Annotated in this window: 12 protein-coding genes; 5 read left to right on the top strand and 7 right to left on the bottom strand. The window is 65.0% G+C overall.

The window, feature by feature from the left end; translation table 11 throughout:
- Positions 1–66: 66 nt before the first annotated feature.
- On the bottom strand, positions 67–399 hold the full coding sequence (locus ACFWO3_RS08780) for a hypothetical protein (protein ID WP_378576201.1): 333 nt from the start codon (positions 397–399) through the stop codon (positions 67–69).
- 193 nt (positions 400–592) lie between these two features.
- Between ACFWO3_RS08780 and ACFWO3_RS08775 the strand changes: the two genes are divergently transcribed.
- Positions 593–931 carry an RNA polymerase-binding protein RbpA gene (locus ACFWO3_RS08775; protein WP_378576199.1) on the top strand — a complete coding sequence of 113 codons (339 nt, stop codon included), beginning with the start codon at positions 593–595 and terminating at the stop codon, positions 929–931.
- Between the two features lie 478 nt (positions 932–1409).
- On the opposite strand, the gene lnt is transcribed toward ACFWO3_RS08775, so the two are convergent.
- The 5 genes from lnt to ACFWO3_RS08750 form a co-directional block, all read right to left on the bottom strand.
- Positions 1410–3035, bottom strand: coding sequence for an apolipoprotein N-acyltransferase (gene lnt, locus ACFWO3_RS08770; protein WP_378576197.1), 1626 nt, complete (start codon positions 3033–3035; stop codon positions 1410–1412).
- Entirely contained in the window at positions 3025–4629 is a 1605-nt protein-coding gene (locus tag ACFWO3_RS08765) for an amidohydrolase (RefSeq protein WP_378576194.1), read from the bottom strand. Before ACFWO3_RS08765 ends, lnt begins: the two co-directional genes overlap by 11 nt.
- A 12-nt stretch (positions 4630–4641) precedes the next feature.
- Complete coding sequence (locus ACFWO3_RS08760; protein WP_378576192.1) at positions 4642–5157, bottom strand: FxsA family protein; 516 nt, start codon at positions 5155–5157, stop codon at positions 4642–4644.
- A gap of 138 nt (positions 5158–5295) precedes the next feature.
- Positions 5296–5958: a response regulator gene (locus ACFWO3_RS08755; protein ID WP_378576190.1), complete on the bottom strand. Its 663-nt coding sequence runs from the start codon at positions 5956–5958 to the stop codon at positions 5296–5298.
- A 52-nt stretch (positions 5959–6010) separates the two neighbouring features.
- Complete coding sequence (locus tag ACFWO3_RS08750) at positions 6011–7177, bottom strand: sensor histidine kinase (RefSeq protein ID WP_378576188.1); 1167 nt, start codon at positions 7175–7177, stop codon at positions 6011–6013.
- Positions 7178–7223: 46 nt separating this feature from the next.
- On the opposite strand from ACFWO3_RS08750, the gene ACFWO3_RS08745 reads away from it, so the two are divergent.
- The 4 genes from ACFWO3_RS08745 to ACFWO3_RS08730 are packed head-to-tail and all read left to right on the top strand — an operon-like array spanning position 7224 to position 13891.
- Complete coding sequence (locus tag ACFWO3_RS08745; RefSeq protein WP_378576185.1) at positions 7224–7991, top strand: TSUP family transporter; 768 nt, start codon at positions 7224–7226, stop codon at positions 7989–7991.
- Positions 7992–8013: 22 nt separating this feature from the next.
- On the top strand, positions 8014–9534 hold the full coding sequence (locus ACFWO3_RS08740) for a TldD/PmbA family protein (protein ID WP_378576183.1): 1521 nt from the start codon (positions 8014–8016) through the stop codon (positions 9532–9534).
- The gene (locus ACFWO3_RS08735; protein ID WP_378576181.1) at positions 9531–10892 is read left to right on the top strand and encodes a metallopeptidase TldD-related protein; all 1362 of its coding nucleotides are present in this window, start codon (positions 9531–9533) and stop codon (positions 10890–10892) included. The genes ACFWO3_RS08740 and ACFWO3_RS08735 overlap by 4 nt, the downstream gene beginning before the upstream one ends.
- Positions 10893–10948: 56 nt before the next feature.
- On the top strand, positions 10949–13891 hold the full coding sequence (locus tag ACFWO3_RS08730) for a UPF0182 family protein (protein WP_378576179.1): 2943 nt from the start codon (positions 10949–10951) through the stop codon (positions 13889–13891).
- Positions 13892–13894: 3 nt separating this feature from the next.
- Here ACFWO3_RS08730 and ACFWO3_RS08725 read toward each other — a convergent pair whose 3' ends face one another.
- Positions 13895–14353, bottom strand: coding sequence for a DUF5709 domain-containing protein (locus ACFWO3_RS08725; RefSeq protein ID WP_378576177.1), 459 nt, complete (start codon positions 14351–14353; stop codon positions 13895–13897).
- Positions 14354–14357 lie beyond the last annotated feature (4 nt).

Here is a 14357-nt window from a genome sequence, read left to right as displayed (position 1 = left end):
GCGTCACCGACCGCGGCAGTTACCTGTGTGCGGTCGGAGCGCAGATGTGTTGCGCAGGAGGTGGTGTCAGCGGAGACGTTCGGCGGAGCGGGCGAGCTGAACCAGTGAGTCGCACATGGAAGCGAGTTCATCTGCGGCCGCACCTTCGGCAACCGCGGTCGCCAGGTCCTCGGCGGCGCAGCGGACTTCGAACATGCGATCCATGACCGCAACCGACTCCTCGCGGCTCAGTACGACGGCGTCGGCAGGAATGGACGTACCTTTCACCTGCGCGCGCTGTTCGTACGCTCGCTGTCGGCAGGATTGCCTGCAGTAGCGCTTGCGGCGGCCCACACCGGTATCGGCAACCTCCCGGCCACACCAGACGCATGACTCGGGTTTGCGTGATGGGCCGACCATGATCGTCCATCCTACTGGTCGCCGCCGATACGCCCGTCGGCCAACACGGCACACCCCGGTAGGATGGGTAGGTTACGTCTACGCCGCTCGTGGGAACGAAATCCGATTCCGCCGCGTTGTAGATGTGTGTGAACGCCTGGTCACCTGTTTCCGGGTGTGTCCACGCGGAGACGTTCGAGGAGAGGAAACCACCATGGCAGATCGCGTACTTCGAGGTAGCCGGCTCGGAGCGGTGAGCTACGAGACCGACCGCGACCATGATCTGGCGCCCCGTCGCATGGCGAAGTACCGCTGCGACAACGGCGAGATCTTCGACATTCCGTTCGCCGACGACGCAGAGATCCCGGGCACCTGGATGTGCCGAAACGGTCTCGAAGGCACTCTCATCGAGGGCACCGCTCCCGAGGCCAAGAAGGTCAAGCCTCCGCGCACCCACTGGGACATGCTGCTCGAGCGCCGGTCGAAGGAAGAGCTCGAGGACTTGCTGAAGGAGCGCCTCGACCTGCTCAAGGCGAAGCGTCGCGGAGCCTGACTGGCCGTGAAGCGTCGCGGAACCTGATCGATAGTTCGATGGAACGCCGTCTCGGACAGTCCGGGGCGGCGTTCGTCGTGTCACGGCACATACCGGTGTGGACGTGTTGCGTATCGAGGCCATTCACACGCTCCGATCTACTGATGCTCAGGCGAAGGTCCGCAAGGAGAACAGAGGACCGTCACGCCCCGAACACGCAGTAGAAGGAACTACGTGCGATCAGTGCCGACACCCTGAGGTGAGGCGTAGATCACATGACGAGCCTCGACCTGCTATTCGGAACGGTTCCGTCAAGCGGATTGGTCAACTCACCATATTCGTTGTCAGTGCAGGTCACAGGTCTACTGCGCGTGCACTGCCAAGCAATTGTGGCGCTGTTCTCGTGGAGCTTTCATCGACCTTCGTGCCGTCGTCTACTTTGAATCTGTATCCCCACTCGGCCATCCGCTCAAACACGCTCGGGCCAGGCGCTTCGTAGTCACATACCGGACTGGACGGACGTCTCGATCGCAGCGCCACCGAGGTTTTCGGCTCGGTCGTTCCGCCGATCTCGGCGCCGCACCACGAACGCCGCGGCAATCGCACCTGCTGCCCCTACGCACAGGACCACTTCCGGTATCGCGCCCAGTTCGCTGGCGGGTGTCCGGTCGGTGCGAAGTGGCAGTTGAGCGACGAGCGCGTCCGGAACGAAGAGTTCGGTGTCGGCGACGGTGTGCCCGTCCGGGGCGATGATCGCGCTGACCCCACTGGTCGCAGCGACCACGACTGCCCGACCGTGTTCCACGGCGCGAACTTTCGACATCGCCAGCTGCTGGTAGGTCATCTCGGTGTCACCGAAGGTGGCGTTGTTGGTGGGCACCGCCAGGATCTGTGCGCCCGCGTCCACGGATTGCTGGAAGGCCCGATCGAATGCGACTTCGTAGCATGTAGCGATACCGACCGGCACCCCCGCGGCGTTCACGACCCCGTCGCCGTCCCCGGGTACGAAGTTTCCGGCCCGGTCGGCGTAGGACGAGAAGTGGCGAAAGAAGTCCCGGTACGGCAGGTACTCGCCGAACGGTTGAATGATCTTCTTGTCGTGTTGCTCGGACGGCCCTTGCGTTCCGGTCCACACAAGTACCGAATTGGTGGTCGTGTGTCGGCCGTTCGGAAGCGTCGTGTTGTTCACCAGCACGGCACCGACGAGAATCGGTGCACCGATCGCTTCCGATGCCCGTCCGATGTCGCGGGCGGCGTCCTCGTTGCGCAATGGGTCGATGTCGGACGAGTTCTCCGGCCACACGACGATGTCGGGCTGTTGCGCGCGTCCGGCCGCCACGTCGTCCGCCAATTGGACGGTGCGCGCCACGTGGTTGTCGAGGACCTGCTTTCGCTGAGCGTTGAAGTCGAGTCCGAGTTGCGGGACGCTCCCCTGGATTGCCGCGACCGTGACGGTGTCGTCGCCGTCGTCGAGCCCGGCGAGCGTCGGCGCGACCAGCGGTGCCACGACGGACCCGATCGCGGCTGCAGCCACGCTGCCGAGGAGGGGCAACCCGTATCTGCGTCGAACCAGTGCCACAACGACATATGCCAGCCCCGCGCCGGTGAGGGCAACGGCGAAACTCAGGAGTGGCGCACCGCCCAGCGATGCAAGTGGCAGCAGCCACCCTTCGGACTGTCCGAACGCCAGCCGACCCCAGGGAAAGCCCCCGAACGGGATCGACGAACGCAACCATTCGGTCAGTGACCAGACCGCCGCGATCCACACGGGAGCACCGCGTAGCCGTGCCACGAGAACCGCCAGCACGCCGAAGACGCCGATATACACAGCCTCGACGGCCGAGAGTGCCAGCCACGGAACTGGACCGACGAACTCTCCGATCCACGGAAGCAGAGGTACGAGGAACCCGAGCCCGGCGAGATACCCGTATCCGAAGCCCGCTCGCAGTCGTACGCCGCCGCGACCGAAGTCGGTGAGAACCAAGGTCAGCAGTGCGATCCCGATCGGAGCCAGAAACCACAACGGGCGCGGCGGGAAGCCGGTGAAGACGCACAGACCGGCCACGACAGCCAACACGCACCGACCGAGAACTGCGACGGAAACCCCCCTCCGCCTACCGTTCATGGACAACTCGTCCCCGGTGCACACTGCGCACACAGACCGGCAGCGGCGCGTCGTCACAGAGTCGCGGCAGGGCCGGCACTCGCGAGCGTGGGTCGGTGGACCAGCGCTGGACGGAATCCTTCGGGGCGCTGACTTCGAGTTCGCCCACGTCCCACACCGCATACGACGCGGGCGCACCCGGTTCGAGAGTTCCCGCCAAACCGTCACGAACTCCGCCGGCCCGCCATGCACCCCGCGTCGATGCGGAGAACGCAGCTCGGGGCGAGATGCCGCTTCCCGGTGTTCGGTGACGGACGGCGGCCGTCACCATCGACCAGGGATCGACAGAGGTCACCGGCGCGTCGGAGCCGAACGCCAACGAGACTCCCGCCGCGGCGGCGGCAGCGAACGGGTTGAGCGAGACACCGCGGTCGGGCCCCAGTCGGGTGACGTACAGTCCGTCGGTTCCGCCCCACAGCTCATCGAAGCCGGGCTGCATACTCGCGATCACTCCCCAGCTCGCGAGCTTGCGGATGTCTTCGTTGCTCAGCATCTCGGCGTGCTCGAGGCGATGCCCCCGCGCTGCCAGGGCAGGTCCGCCGAGTTCGTCGGCCACCAGGCCGAAGCCCTCGACGGCCGCGCCGACAGCGGCGTCTCCGATCACGTGGAATCCGGCTTGCACGCCGATCAGGGTGCACGCCCGCACGTGAGCAGCGATCTGTTCCACGGTCAGATACCGGTTGCCCCGCGTCGACGGATCGTCCGTGTACGGCTCGCGAAGCCACGCGGTGTGGGATCCGATCGAACCGTCGATGAACAGATCGCCCCCGAGTGCGTGCGCGCCCGTGCGCGTGAGCAGGTCCCGGGCCTGTTCCGGCGAGTCCACTGCTTCACCCCAGTAGCCGCGCACCTCGACTCCGTGATCGTGGCGGAGTAGTTCCTCGAAGTCGGTGAGACCGGAGATGTCCGGTCCCCCGCACTCGTGGACGGCGACGACACCACGCGCTGCGATCGAGTCGAGGGCCGCGTTGCGGGCACGTGCGCGCTGCTTGGTGGTGAGCAGGTCGCGCGCCACCAATCGGGCGGCGTGGTGGGCTTCGAAACTCAAGGTGTCCTGGGCGGAATACCCGGAGGCTGCGGCGAGGCCGGTGACCTCCTGGCGAAGCGGGGTCGAGCACGCGGCCGAATGGACGTCGATTCGGGACAGGTAGACCTTGCGACCCGGTGCGGCCGCGTCCAGCTCGGCCGTGGTCGGTGCGGCCGCTTCCGGCCATTGCGACTCGTCCCAGCCGTGCCCCCAGATGACGTCGTCGCCGTGAGTGCGAGCGAACTCGCTCAGTCGGTGCAGGCACTCTTGCCGCGACGGGACACCGACCAGATCCAGTCCCACGATGTTCAGACCGAGAGACGTGACGTGGACGTGTGTGTCCACGAAGCCTGGGGTGACGAACGCACCGCCGAGGTCGACGACGTCGGCGTCCGGGTTCAGAGCGCGCCCGGCGCGTGCGTCACCGACCCAACTGACGATTCCGTTCGTGATCGCCAGCGAAGTGGCGTCCGGAGACGAGGAACTGTATATGCGACCGCCGACGAGCAGTTGAGTACTCACGGGCACCAAGTGTGCCCGTCAGGGTAGAACCGTGCGTCCAGGGGGCCGGGTTTCGTCGTAGCTCTCCTCGACGACCTCGCCGTCGATCACATCTCCGCGACCCGAGGACGCGCCGCCGAATCCAGCTCCGGGGCCGAAGCCGCGAGCGGCCGTGAACACCTGGCCACTCGCGAAGGCTGCCTTGGTACGGCGGCCGGCCACGAGTACGACAGCGGGACGCAGCACCCGACGAGTGGGCGGGATCAGCAATGCCAGTCCGAGAACCGAAGTGACCAGCCCGGGCACGAACATGAGAACGGAGCCGAGACCGACGAGCGCTCCGTCGGCCAACGCGGCCCCGGGTGATCCCTGGCCTTGTCCGGCTCGACGCAGTCCGAGGAGCACCCGCCGCCACTGCGACGACACCAACACCACACCGAGCGCCGTACCCGCCAACAGCAGGCATACGGTCCACACGACACCGATCATGCTTCCCACCCAGATCAGGGCGGCAACCTCCACGACGACGTACAGCAGGAACAGTGCTGGGTACATGGCAACTCCTTCCGGCCCGACCGACGCGGTTCCGATCGGCGCACTCGAATGTTCAACGAACGAATTGCCCGGATTTCTCCCAGAATCGTCATCTCACCCGGAATCGTCCGTTTTCTCGTCTTCGACGCCCGACCTGGGTCAGGAGCTTGGGTTGACCAGCCCGGTTTCGTAAGCGAGTACGACAGCCTGCACCCGGTCACGGAGTTCGAGCTTCGTCAGGATCCGGCCGATATGGGTTTTCACCGTCGATTCCGAGAGGAACAGCTTCTCTGCGATCTCGGTGTTGGACAGCCCGGTTGCGACGTTCTCGAGGACCTGCCGTTCACGGTCGGTGAGCACGTCGAGAACCGTGGGGTCGCGCCGCGGTGTCGACTCTCCCCCGTCGATGAACCGGCCGAGTAGTCGGCGGGTCACCTTGGGCGAGACCACCGCGTCGCCTGCGGCGACACTCCGGATGGCCGACACGAGATCTTCCGGTGGGGTGTCTTTGAGGAGAAACCCGCTGGCCCCGGCCCGAAGTGCACCCAGCGCGTGTTCGTCGAGGTCGAACGTGGTCATGACCAGCACCCGACTCGAGCTCCCGGACTCGAGTATCTGTGATGTTGCGTTCACGCCGTCGACAACGGGCATCCGCACGTCCATGAGAACGACGTCGGGTTCGAGTTTGCGGGTTGCCGCTACCGCGGCGGCGCCGTCACGCGCCTCCCCGACCACCGTGATGTCCTCCTGAGCCTCGAGGACCATGTTCAGACCCATCCGCATGAGTTCCTGGTCGTCGACGAGAAGCACGGTGATGGGCACAACCGACAACCTAGTGGTTGCAGCACCTCGCACGCTACGGAGTTCGGGTGAGTCAGCGTTCGTCGTCGAGGGGCAGGGTGGCTCGTACGCGCCAGCTGCCGTTGGACCGGCGACCTGCCGCGACGGTCCCACCGAGCACTGCAACTCGCTCGCGCATTCCGAGCAGACCGTTGCCGGACCCGGAGGTGAACGTTTCGGTCGCCTTGCCGTTGTCGGTGACTTCCACCACCACCGCCTGCTCGGCCCGCTGCACTCGTACTCTCGCCTTGGGGTTCGGCCCGGCGTGCCTGAGGACGTTCGTCAGCGACTCCTGGACGAGGCGGTGGACGCCGAGGCTCACCGACGGACTGATCTCGTCGAGTTCGCCGGTCAGTTCCAGTTCCACGCGCAGGCCTGCGCTGCGCATCATCGCGACGAGACTCGCGAGGCCTGCCGTGCCGTGTTGGGGAAGGTCCTCACCGTCCTCGACACGCAGAAGCGACACGGTGCGGCGCAGTTCGGCCAGGGCCTCACGGCCGGTCCCCGCAATGTTGCGGAGGGCGGGCTCTACCGAAGCAGGGTTTTTCTTGATTGCGTACGTCGCACCGTCGGCCTGAACGATCATCACACTCACCGCGTGGGCCACCACGTCGTGTAGTTCGCGGGCGATTCGGGTCCGTTCGGCGGCCACTGCCTCGTGGGCGCGACGGTCGCGGTCGTACTCGGCGACCTGCAGGCGCGCGGCCACCTCTTCGTCGTATGCATGACGCGCGCCGAGGAATTCGGCGGTGATCCACGCCAGCGCATACATCAGCGACACCAGGAGTGCGCCCTCGATCACCGGTTGCTGCAGCAACAGTGTCGAGGCCGCCGCATCCACCGTCAGTGCGATCAGATAGATCGCACCGGCCTTCCGGCCGACGTAAGCGACCAGGGTGTACAGAACTATCGGGAGTGCCAGCAACGCCGGATGCTCTACGGACAGGTCCCCCATCGCCCAACTGAGCGACGTGAGTGTGAGCGACACGGCCAGCACCACGGCCGCAACGGATCGCGGAAATCTGCGCCGCCACACGATCGGCGCACACAAAGCGATCGCGAACAACACGTACAGAGTGTGTCCGCCTCGCCCGACCGGATCGTTGGCCAACAGGACGAATTCGAGGCAGAACAGTACGGCAGCGAGTATCGCGTCGGCCACCATCGGTTTGCCGCGCAACCACAGGCTGAATCTCCGCATGGGTCACAGCGTAGGTATCCGACGAGCGTGTGATTGAGTCTGGACCGTGAATCCAGCAGACTGGGCGCTTCTTCTCACCGCCGCCACCGCCGCCGGTTGGGTCGATGCGGTGGTGGGCGGCGGTGGATTGATCCTTCTGCCGGCGCTGTTTCTCGTCGCCCCGCAACTGACTCCGGCTGCGGCACTTGCCACCAACAAGCTCACCGCGTTCACCGGCACTTCCGCGGCCGTCATCACCTTCTCCCGCCGAATCCGGATGGACTGGCGAATCCTGGGACCGGCCGGGCTGCTTGCGGCGGTGACCTCGGCACTGGGTGCTGCCACCGTGTCACTCATCGACAAGGACATGTTCATTCCGGTGATCATGGTGATCCTCGTGGCCGTTGCAGTGTTCGTGACGCAGCGACCGCAACTCGGTACGGGCCTGGTCACGCACCGTCCGTCCGCCCACAAGGTCGCCGTCGTGGTCCTCCTTTCTGCGGGCGCGCTCGGCTACTACGACGGTTTGTTCGGCCCCGGTACCGGAACGTTCCTGATCATCAGTTTCGCCACCTTCCTCGGCACCGAGTTCGTACGAAGCGCCGCCATGGCGAAGGTGATCAACCTCGGGTCGAACTTCGGGGCGCTGATCTTCTTCACCGCCACCGGACACGTGTGGTGGACGCTCGGCCTCGCCATGGCGGTGTGCAATGTCATCGGTGCCGTCACCGGATCACGCATGGCGCTGAGCAAGGGCGCCGGTTTCGTACGGATCACCTTGCTGGTGGTGGTACTCGTGATGGTCGCGCGTCTCGGTTGGCAGCAATTCGGCTGACGACCGGACTAGCGTGAGTCGGGTGAAGGCGACCGAACAGATCGACTCCGACTTCCTTGCGCTCCCGCTGCGGGCGCTGGCGAATACCGCTCTGGATACTGCGCGGCGCGCCGGTGCCACTCACGCAGACGTACGCGTCCACAGGATTGCGACCTCGTCGCTCCGATTGCGGGACGGGGATATTCAAATGGCCGTCGACAGCGACGAACTCGGATTCGCGGTCCGGGTGATCGTCGACGGGACGTGGGGGTTCGCATCCCATGCCGAGCTGACCCCTGACACCGCATCGTCCGTGGCGAAGCAGGCGGTCGCGGTTGCACGGGCTCTGCGCGGACTCAATCGTGAACACGTCGAACTGGCGCCCGAACCGTTTCACGTCGACGCCCAGTGGGTATCGAGGTACGACACCGACCCCTTCCAGGTGAAACTCTCGGACAAGGTTTCACTGCTCGCCCAATACTCCCGGCGGCTGTTGTCGAACACGGGAATCGACCACGTGAGCGCGGAATGCCTTCAGGTCAAAGAGCAAACCTTCCATGCCGACCTGGCCGGTTCTTCCATTACGCAACAACGTGTTCGAATACACCCGCAGATCGAGGCCACCACCGTCGACCACGGAACCGGCGAGTTCGAGACGATGCGTACCCTCGCACCACCTGTGGGCCGCGGCTGGGAGTATCTCGAACGCGACGACCTGTGGGACTGGGCCGGCGAACTCGACGGAATCCCCGATCTCCTCGCGGAGAAGGTTGCGGCCCCCACCGTCACGGCGGGGGCCACCGACCTCGTCATCGCACCGTCCAACCTGTGGCTAACCATTCACGAATCGATCGGCCATGCCACGGAATACGATCGCGCGATCGGATACGAGGCCGCCTATGCGGGAACGTCTTTCGCCACCCCGGATCTGTTGGGCACCCTGCAGTACGGTAGCCCGATCATGCACGTCACGGCGGACCGCACCACACCGCACGGCCTGGCCACGGCCGGTTACGACGACGAAGGAGTCGAAACGCAGGCGTGGGATCTGATCCGAGACGGCATCCTGGTCGGATATCAACTCGACCGGGCATTCGCGCCGCGCCTCGGCCTCGATCGCTCGAACGGATGCTCGTACGCCGACTCACCACACCACGTCCCGATCCAGCGAATGGCCAACGTGTCACTGCAACCCGATCCGGACGTCGATCGCAGTGTCGACGATCTGATCGCCGACGTCGAAGACGGAATCTACGTGGTTGGCGACAAGTCCTGGTCGATCGACATGCAACGCTACAACTTCCAGTTCACGGGCCAGCGGTTTCACCGAATCCACAACGGAAGGTTGGTCGGACAGCTCCGCGACGTCGCGTATCAGGCGACCACCACCGAGTTCTGGGGCGCGATGGCCGCCATCGGCGGCCCGTCCACCTGGGAACTGGGCGGCGCCTTCAACTGTGGGAAAGCCCAGCCCGGTCAGGTTGCCGCGGTGAGTCACGGCTGCCCCGCGGCACTCTTCCGTGATGTCAACGTCCTCAACACGCGCACGGAGGCCGGCCGATGATTCCCGCCGAACAACTCGTGGACCGCGTTCTGGATCTGGCTACCGTCGACGAAACCATCGTCATCGTCACGGACACCAGCGAGGCTTCGCTGCGTTGGGCAGAGAGTTCGATGACCACCAACGGCGTTTCGACCTCCCGGTCGTGGACGGTCGTATCGGTGTCGCGCACGCAGGGAGAATCGAGGGTAGGCATCGTCACGTCGTCCAGCGTCGATTCCCGAGACATCGCCGCCGTGGTGTCGGCATCCGAGAGTGCGGCGCGGGCGGCCCGCCCCGCGTCCGATGCCATGCCCCTGGTGACCGGTGCCAGGGCACCCGAAGACTGGGATCACCCGGCTGCCCGTACCGAGATCGGTGTGTTCGAACAACTCGCCCAGGATCTGAGCCAAGGATTCGACGGGTCGGATCGATTGTACGGATTCGCCCACCACCAGATGCACACGACCTGGTTGGCATCCTCCACCGGAGTGCGGCGTCGTCACGTTCAACCCACGGGCTCTGTGGAGATCAACGGAAAACGCGGCGATGCCAGCGCGTGGGTGGGCACCGGCACCACGGATTTCACCGACGTGGCAACGGTCAAACTCCTCGAGGATCTTTCCCATCGGCTCGATTGGTCGTCGCGCACCGTGGAGCTGCCTGCCGGACGCTACGAAACCGTGTTACCTCCTTCTGCGGTTGCCGACCTGATGATCTACCTGATGTGGATGATGGAAGGGCGCAGTGCGCACGAGGGCCGTTCCGCGCTCTCCCGGGCCGGCGGCACCCGAGTCGGAGAACGCCTCGGAGCGCTCCCATTCACGCTGTACTCCGACCCGGCCACGCTGGGTCTCGAAACGTGCCCATTCCTCGTGACCGGCCACTCGGACGAGTCCGTCTCGATCTTCGACAACGGGATGGATCTGCCCCGGACCGACTGGATTCGGGACGGCGTCGTGAACGCGTTGTCGTATCCCCGTTCGGCGGCCCGGGAGTTCGCGGGCGTTCCCGCGCCACCCGGTGCAAACCTCGTGCTCGACGGCGAAGGTTCGCTGACGGTCGACCAGATGGTCGCGGAGACCGAGCGTGGGTTGCTGCTCACCACGCTGTGGTACATCCGGGAGGTCGACCCCGCAACGCTCCTCCTGACCGGCATCACCCGTGACGGGGTGTACCTCGTGGAGAACGGTGAAGTGGTCGGCGCACTCAACAACTTCCGCTTCAACGAAAGCCCGTTGGACCTGCTTCGGAGGGCTTCCCAGGTAGGCGCCACCGAACGCACCCTCCCGAGGGAGTGGAAGGACTGGTTCACGCGCACGGCGATGCCGTCGTTGCGGGTTCCGGACTTCCACATGTCCTCGGTGAGCGAAGCGAGGTGACGTAGCGCCTCAACCCGTAGAATGGGACGAAACGGTCACGCCTGGGAGGTCGGGACATGACCGGTGCGGTTCTGGAATCGCGACGCGCGCGGGTAATGGTACTCGTGGTGGTGGGAGTGCTCGGCGCCCTGATCGTGATCCCGTTGCTCGTCGGCGCCTACACGAACTGGCTGTGGTTCGGCGAAGTCGGCTACCGCAACGTCTGGGCGACCGTGCTTGTCACCCGAATCGTGCTGTTCCTCGGTGTAGGAGTGCTCGTCGGGGGTGCTCTGTTCCTTGCGATGACACTCGCGTACCGGTGGCGGCCGGTGTTCGTACCGCCGTCTCGCTCCGATCACGGCATCGCGCCGTACCGCAAGGCGGTGCTGCAGCATCGACGTCGGATCGTGATCGGGGTCCCGTTGGTGATCGGTTTGTTCGCCGGCCTCATGGGACAAACGAACTGGGCGCTCGCGCAGCTCTTCCTGCACGGTGGCGCGTTCGGTGTCGAGGACCCTCAGTTCGGGCGGGACATCGGCTTCTACGCCTTCGACCTTCCCTTCTACCGATTCGTCCTCAACTGGCTGTTCGTGGCGGTCCTGTTCGCATTGCCCGTCAATCTTCTCGTGCACTACCTGTTCGGCGGACTACGTCTGTCACCGAAATCGGCAACCCTCTCGTGGCCTGCACGCATTCAAGTTGCCGTGCTCGCCGGAACTCTCATCCTCCTGAAAGCGGTGGCGTACTGGCTCGACCGCTACGCACTCGTCTCGAGCAGCCGGAAAGAGCCCACTTTCACCGGCGCCGGGTACACCGACGTTCACGCCGTTCTTCCCGCCAAATTGATTCTGCTGGCCATCGCGGTCGTGTGTGCGATCGCGTTCGTCGCCGCCATCATCGCCCACGACTTCCGCATCCCGGCCCTGGCAACAGCGCTGCTCGTACTGTCTTCGATTCTCGTCGGCGGCGTCTGGCCACTGCTGATGGAACAGTTCTCCGTCCGACCGAATGCGGCAGACGTCGAACGTCCGTACATCGAACGCAATATCGCGGCCACCCGAGACGCCTACGGCATATCCGCGGACACGGTCGAGTACGAGGCGTATCCCGGCGTCGGCACCCGGTCTCCACGTGACGTGCCCGCCGACATCGAAACGATCGCCAACACCCGCTTGTTGGACCCGGCAGTGCTGTCGCGGACATTCACCCAACAGCAGCAATTGAAGAACTTCTACAGTTTCCCAGCTGCTCTCGACATCGACAGGTACGAGATCGACGGCGAGCTACGCGACTACATCGTGGCAGCACGCGAGCTGTCGCCACCGAGCCTCACCGGCAACCAGACCGACTGGATCAATCGGCACACCGTCTACACGCACGGCAACGGATTCGTTGCCGCACCCGCCAATCGGGTGAACGCGGCCGTGCGTGACGCCACCCGAGACACGGCGAGCAGCGACAGTGGTTACCCGATCTACAGCGTCAGTGACATCGCATCCCAGGACTCCGGTCGGCAGCTCATCCCGGTGGACCAACCGCGGATCTATTACGGCGAAGTCATCTCGAGCACCAGCCCGGACTACGCCATCGTCGGCACAGCCGACGGTGAGGGACCCCGCGAGTACGACACCGACACGACCAAGTACACCTACGCGGGTGCCGGGGGCGTTCCGATCGGAAACTGGTTCAACCGGTTGGCGTTCGCCACCCAGTACACCGAACGCAACATTCTGTTCTCACGCGCCGTGGGACCGGAATCGAAGATCATCTTCCACCGGGATCCGCAGGTTCGGGTACAGAAGGTCGCGCCTTGGCTCACCACCGACGCCAACCCGTATCCCGCAGTCGTGGACGGCCGCATCGTCTGGATCGTGGACGCCTACACCACCCTCGACAACTATCCGTATTCGAAGCGCACCGCCCTCGAGGAAGCCGGCATCGACCCGATGACCGGGCGAAACCTGCCCCAGGACGAGATCGCATACGCACGCAACTCCGTCAAGGCCACGGTCGATGCCTACGACGGCACGGTCACGCTGTATCAGGTCGTGGACGACGACCCGGTGCTCGAGGCGTGGAAGAACATCTTCCCCGGGTCGGTCGAACCGCAGACTGCCGTGTCGGATTCACTTCGCGAACATTTCCGGTACCCCGAGGACCTCTTCCGGATGCAGCGTGAGCTGCTGTCGAAATATCACGTGGACGATCCCAGGGAATTCTTCACCAATAACGCATTCTGGTCCGTTCCCAGCGACCCGACCGTCGACGCCGACCGGAACCAGCCGCCGTTCTACGTGTTGGTTGGTGATCAGGAGACCGCGGAACCGTCGTTCCGGCTGGCAAGCGCAATGGTGGGATTCAACCGCGAGTTCCTGTCCGCATACATCTCCGCGCATTCCGACCCCGCCGAGTACGGGCGGATCACCGTTCTCCAACTGCCCACGGACACTCTCACCCAGGGGCCGCAACAGATCCAGAACTCGATGATCTCCGATACCCGGGTGGCGTCCGAACGCACGTTGCTCGAACGGTCCAATCGCATCCAGTACGGCAACCTGCTGACGCTTCCGATCGCGGACGGCGGTGTCCTGTATGTGGAACCGCTCTACACGGAACGGATTTCCAACACCCACGACGGGTCGACGTTCCCGCAGCTGTCCCGCGTACTGGTGAGCTTCCGCGAACCCGGTTCCGGCGGTGTGCGGATCGGGTACGGACCCACTCTCGCCGAAGCTTTGGACCAGGTGTTCGGAACCGGTACCGGCGCCGCGGCAACAGCCCCGGGTGGGGATGCGCGCACTGCCCCACCCGCAGAACAGCGCCCCCCGGAAACGGCGCCACCGGAACAGGCACCGCCCACACCGGAGACCGCCGCACCCGATGCGACCCAGTCGGGGGAACTCGCCAACGCCCTGCAAGGCCTTCGCGCTGCTCAGCAGCGTGGCGACAACGCTGCCTTCGGGGCCGCACTCGATCGACTGCTCGCCGCCGTCGACGAATACGTCCGGTCCGGTCGTTGACGATCACTCGAGCGAGTCCTCGTCCTCCACCACATGAACGGCAGCCTCCTCCGCGGACGCCGCACCACCGTCGATACCCACATCCTCGGCGACCAGATCCTTCTCGGTGTCCTCGCCCGCTCCTTCGTCCTCGGCCATCAATCTGCCCGAACGTGCATTGCCCACTTCGCTGAAGTTACGGAACTCCGCCGAATCATCGCCCTCGGCCGAGACGTCGGGCACTTCCTCCGCGAGCCGCTCGTCCAGGGATTCCCCCGCCTGTTGCTCTGCAGTGGTGATGCCGAACGCGTTCGTTCCCAGTGGACGTTCCGGTGGCGAGTAGCCCTCGTCCAGCACGTCGTCCACCCCACGGTCGACGAGCGTGTCCTCGGGCTGGAGCTGATCGTCCTCGTCGAGGCTGTACTCGCCCGTCGACCCCTCGGGAGTGGTGTCGCCTTCTCGTGCACTGTCCGGTGAACTCATACTC

The sequence above is a fragment of the Rhodococcus sp. NPDC058521 genome (assembly GCF_042719695.1).
Classification (GTDB): Bacteria; Actinomycetota; Actinomycetes; order Mycobacteriales; family Mycobacteriaceae; genus Rhodococcus_F.
Note: the sequence above shows the minus strand (reverse complement) of the source record. Positions and strands in the feature narration are given on the sequence as shown.

Coding starts and splice junctions, on each gene's coding strand:
- lnt (WP_378576197.1), bottom strand. CDS start 3,035: ATGAACGGTAGGCGGAGGGGGGTTTCCGTCGCAGTTCTCGGTCGGTGC.
- ACFWO3_RS08730 (WP_378576179.1), top strand. CDS start 10,949: ATGACCGGTGCGGTTCTGGAATCGCGACGCGCGCGGGTAATGGTACTC.
- ACFWO3_RS08775 (WP_378576199.1), top strand. CDS start 593: ATGGCAGATCGCGTACTTCGAGGTAGCCGGCTCGGAGCGGTGAGCTAC.
- ACFWO3_RS08780 (WP_378576201.1), bottom strand. CDS start 399: ATGGTCGGCCCATCACGCAAACCCGAGTCATGCGTCTGGTGTGGCCGG.
- ACFWO3_RS08735 (WP_378576181.1), top strand. CDS start 9,531: ATGATTCCCGCCGAACAACTCGTGGACCGCGTTCTGGATCTGGCTACC.
- ACFWO3_RS08725 (WP_378576177.1), bottom strand. CDS start 14,353: ATGAGTTCACCGGACAGTGCACGAGAAGGCGACACCACTCCCGAGGGG.
- ACFWO3_RS08760 (WP_378576192.1), bottom strand. CDS start 5,157: ATGTACCCAGCACTGTTCCTGCTGTACGTCGTCGTGGAGGTTGCCGCC.
- ACFWO3_RS08750 (WP_378576188.1), bottom strand. CDS start 7,177: ATGCGGAGATTCAGCCTGTGGTTGCGCGGCAAACCGATGGTGGCCGAC.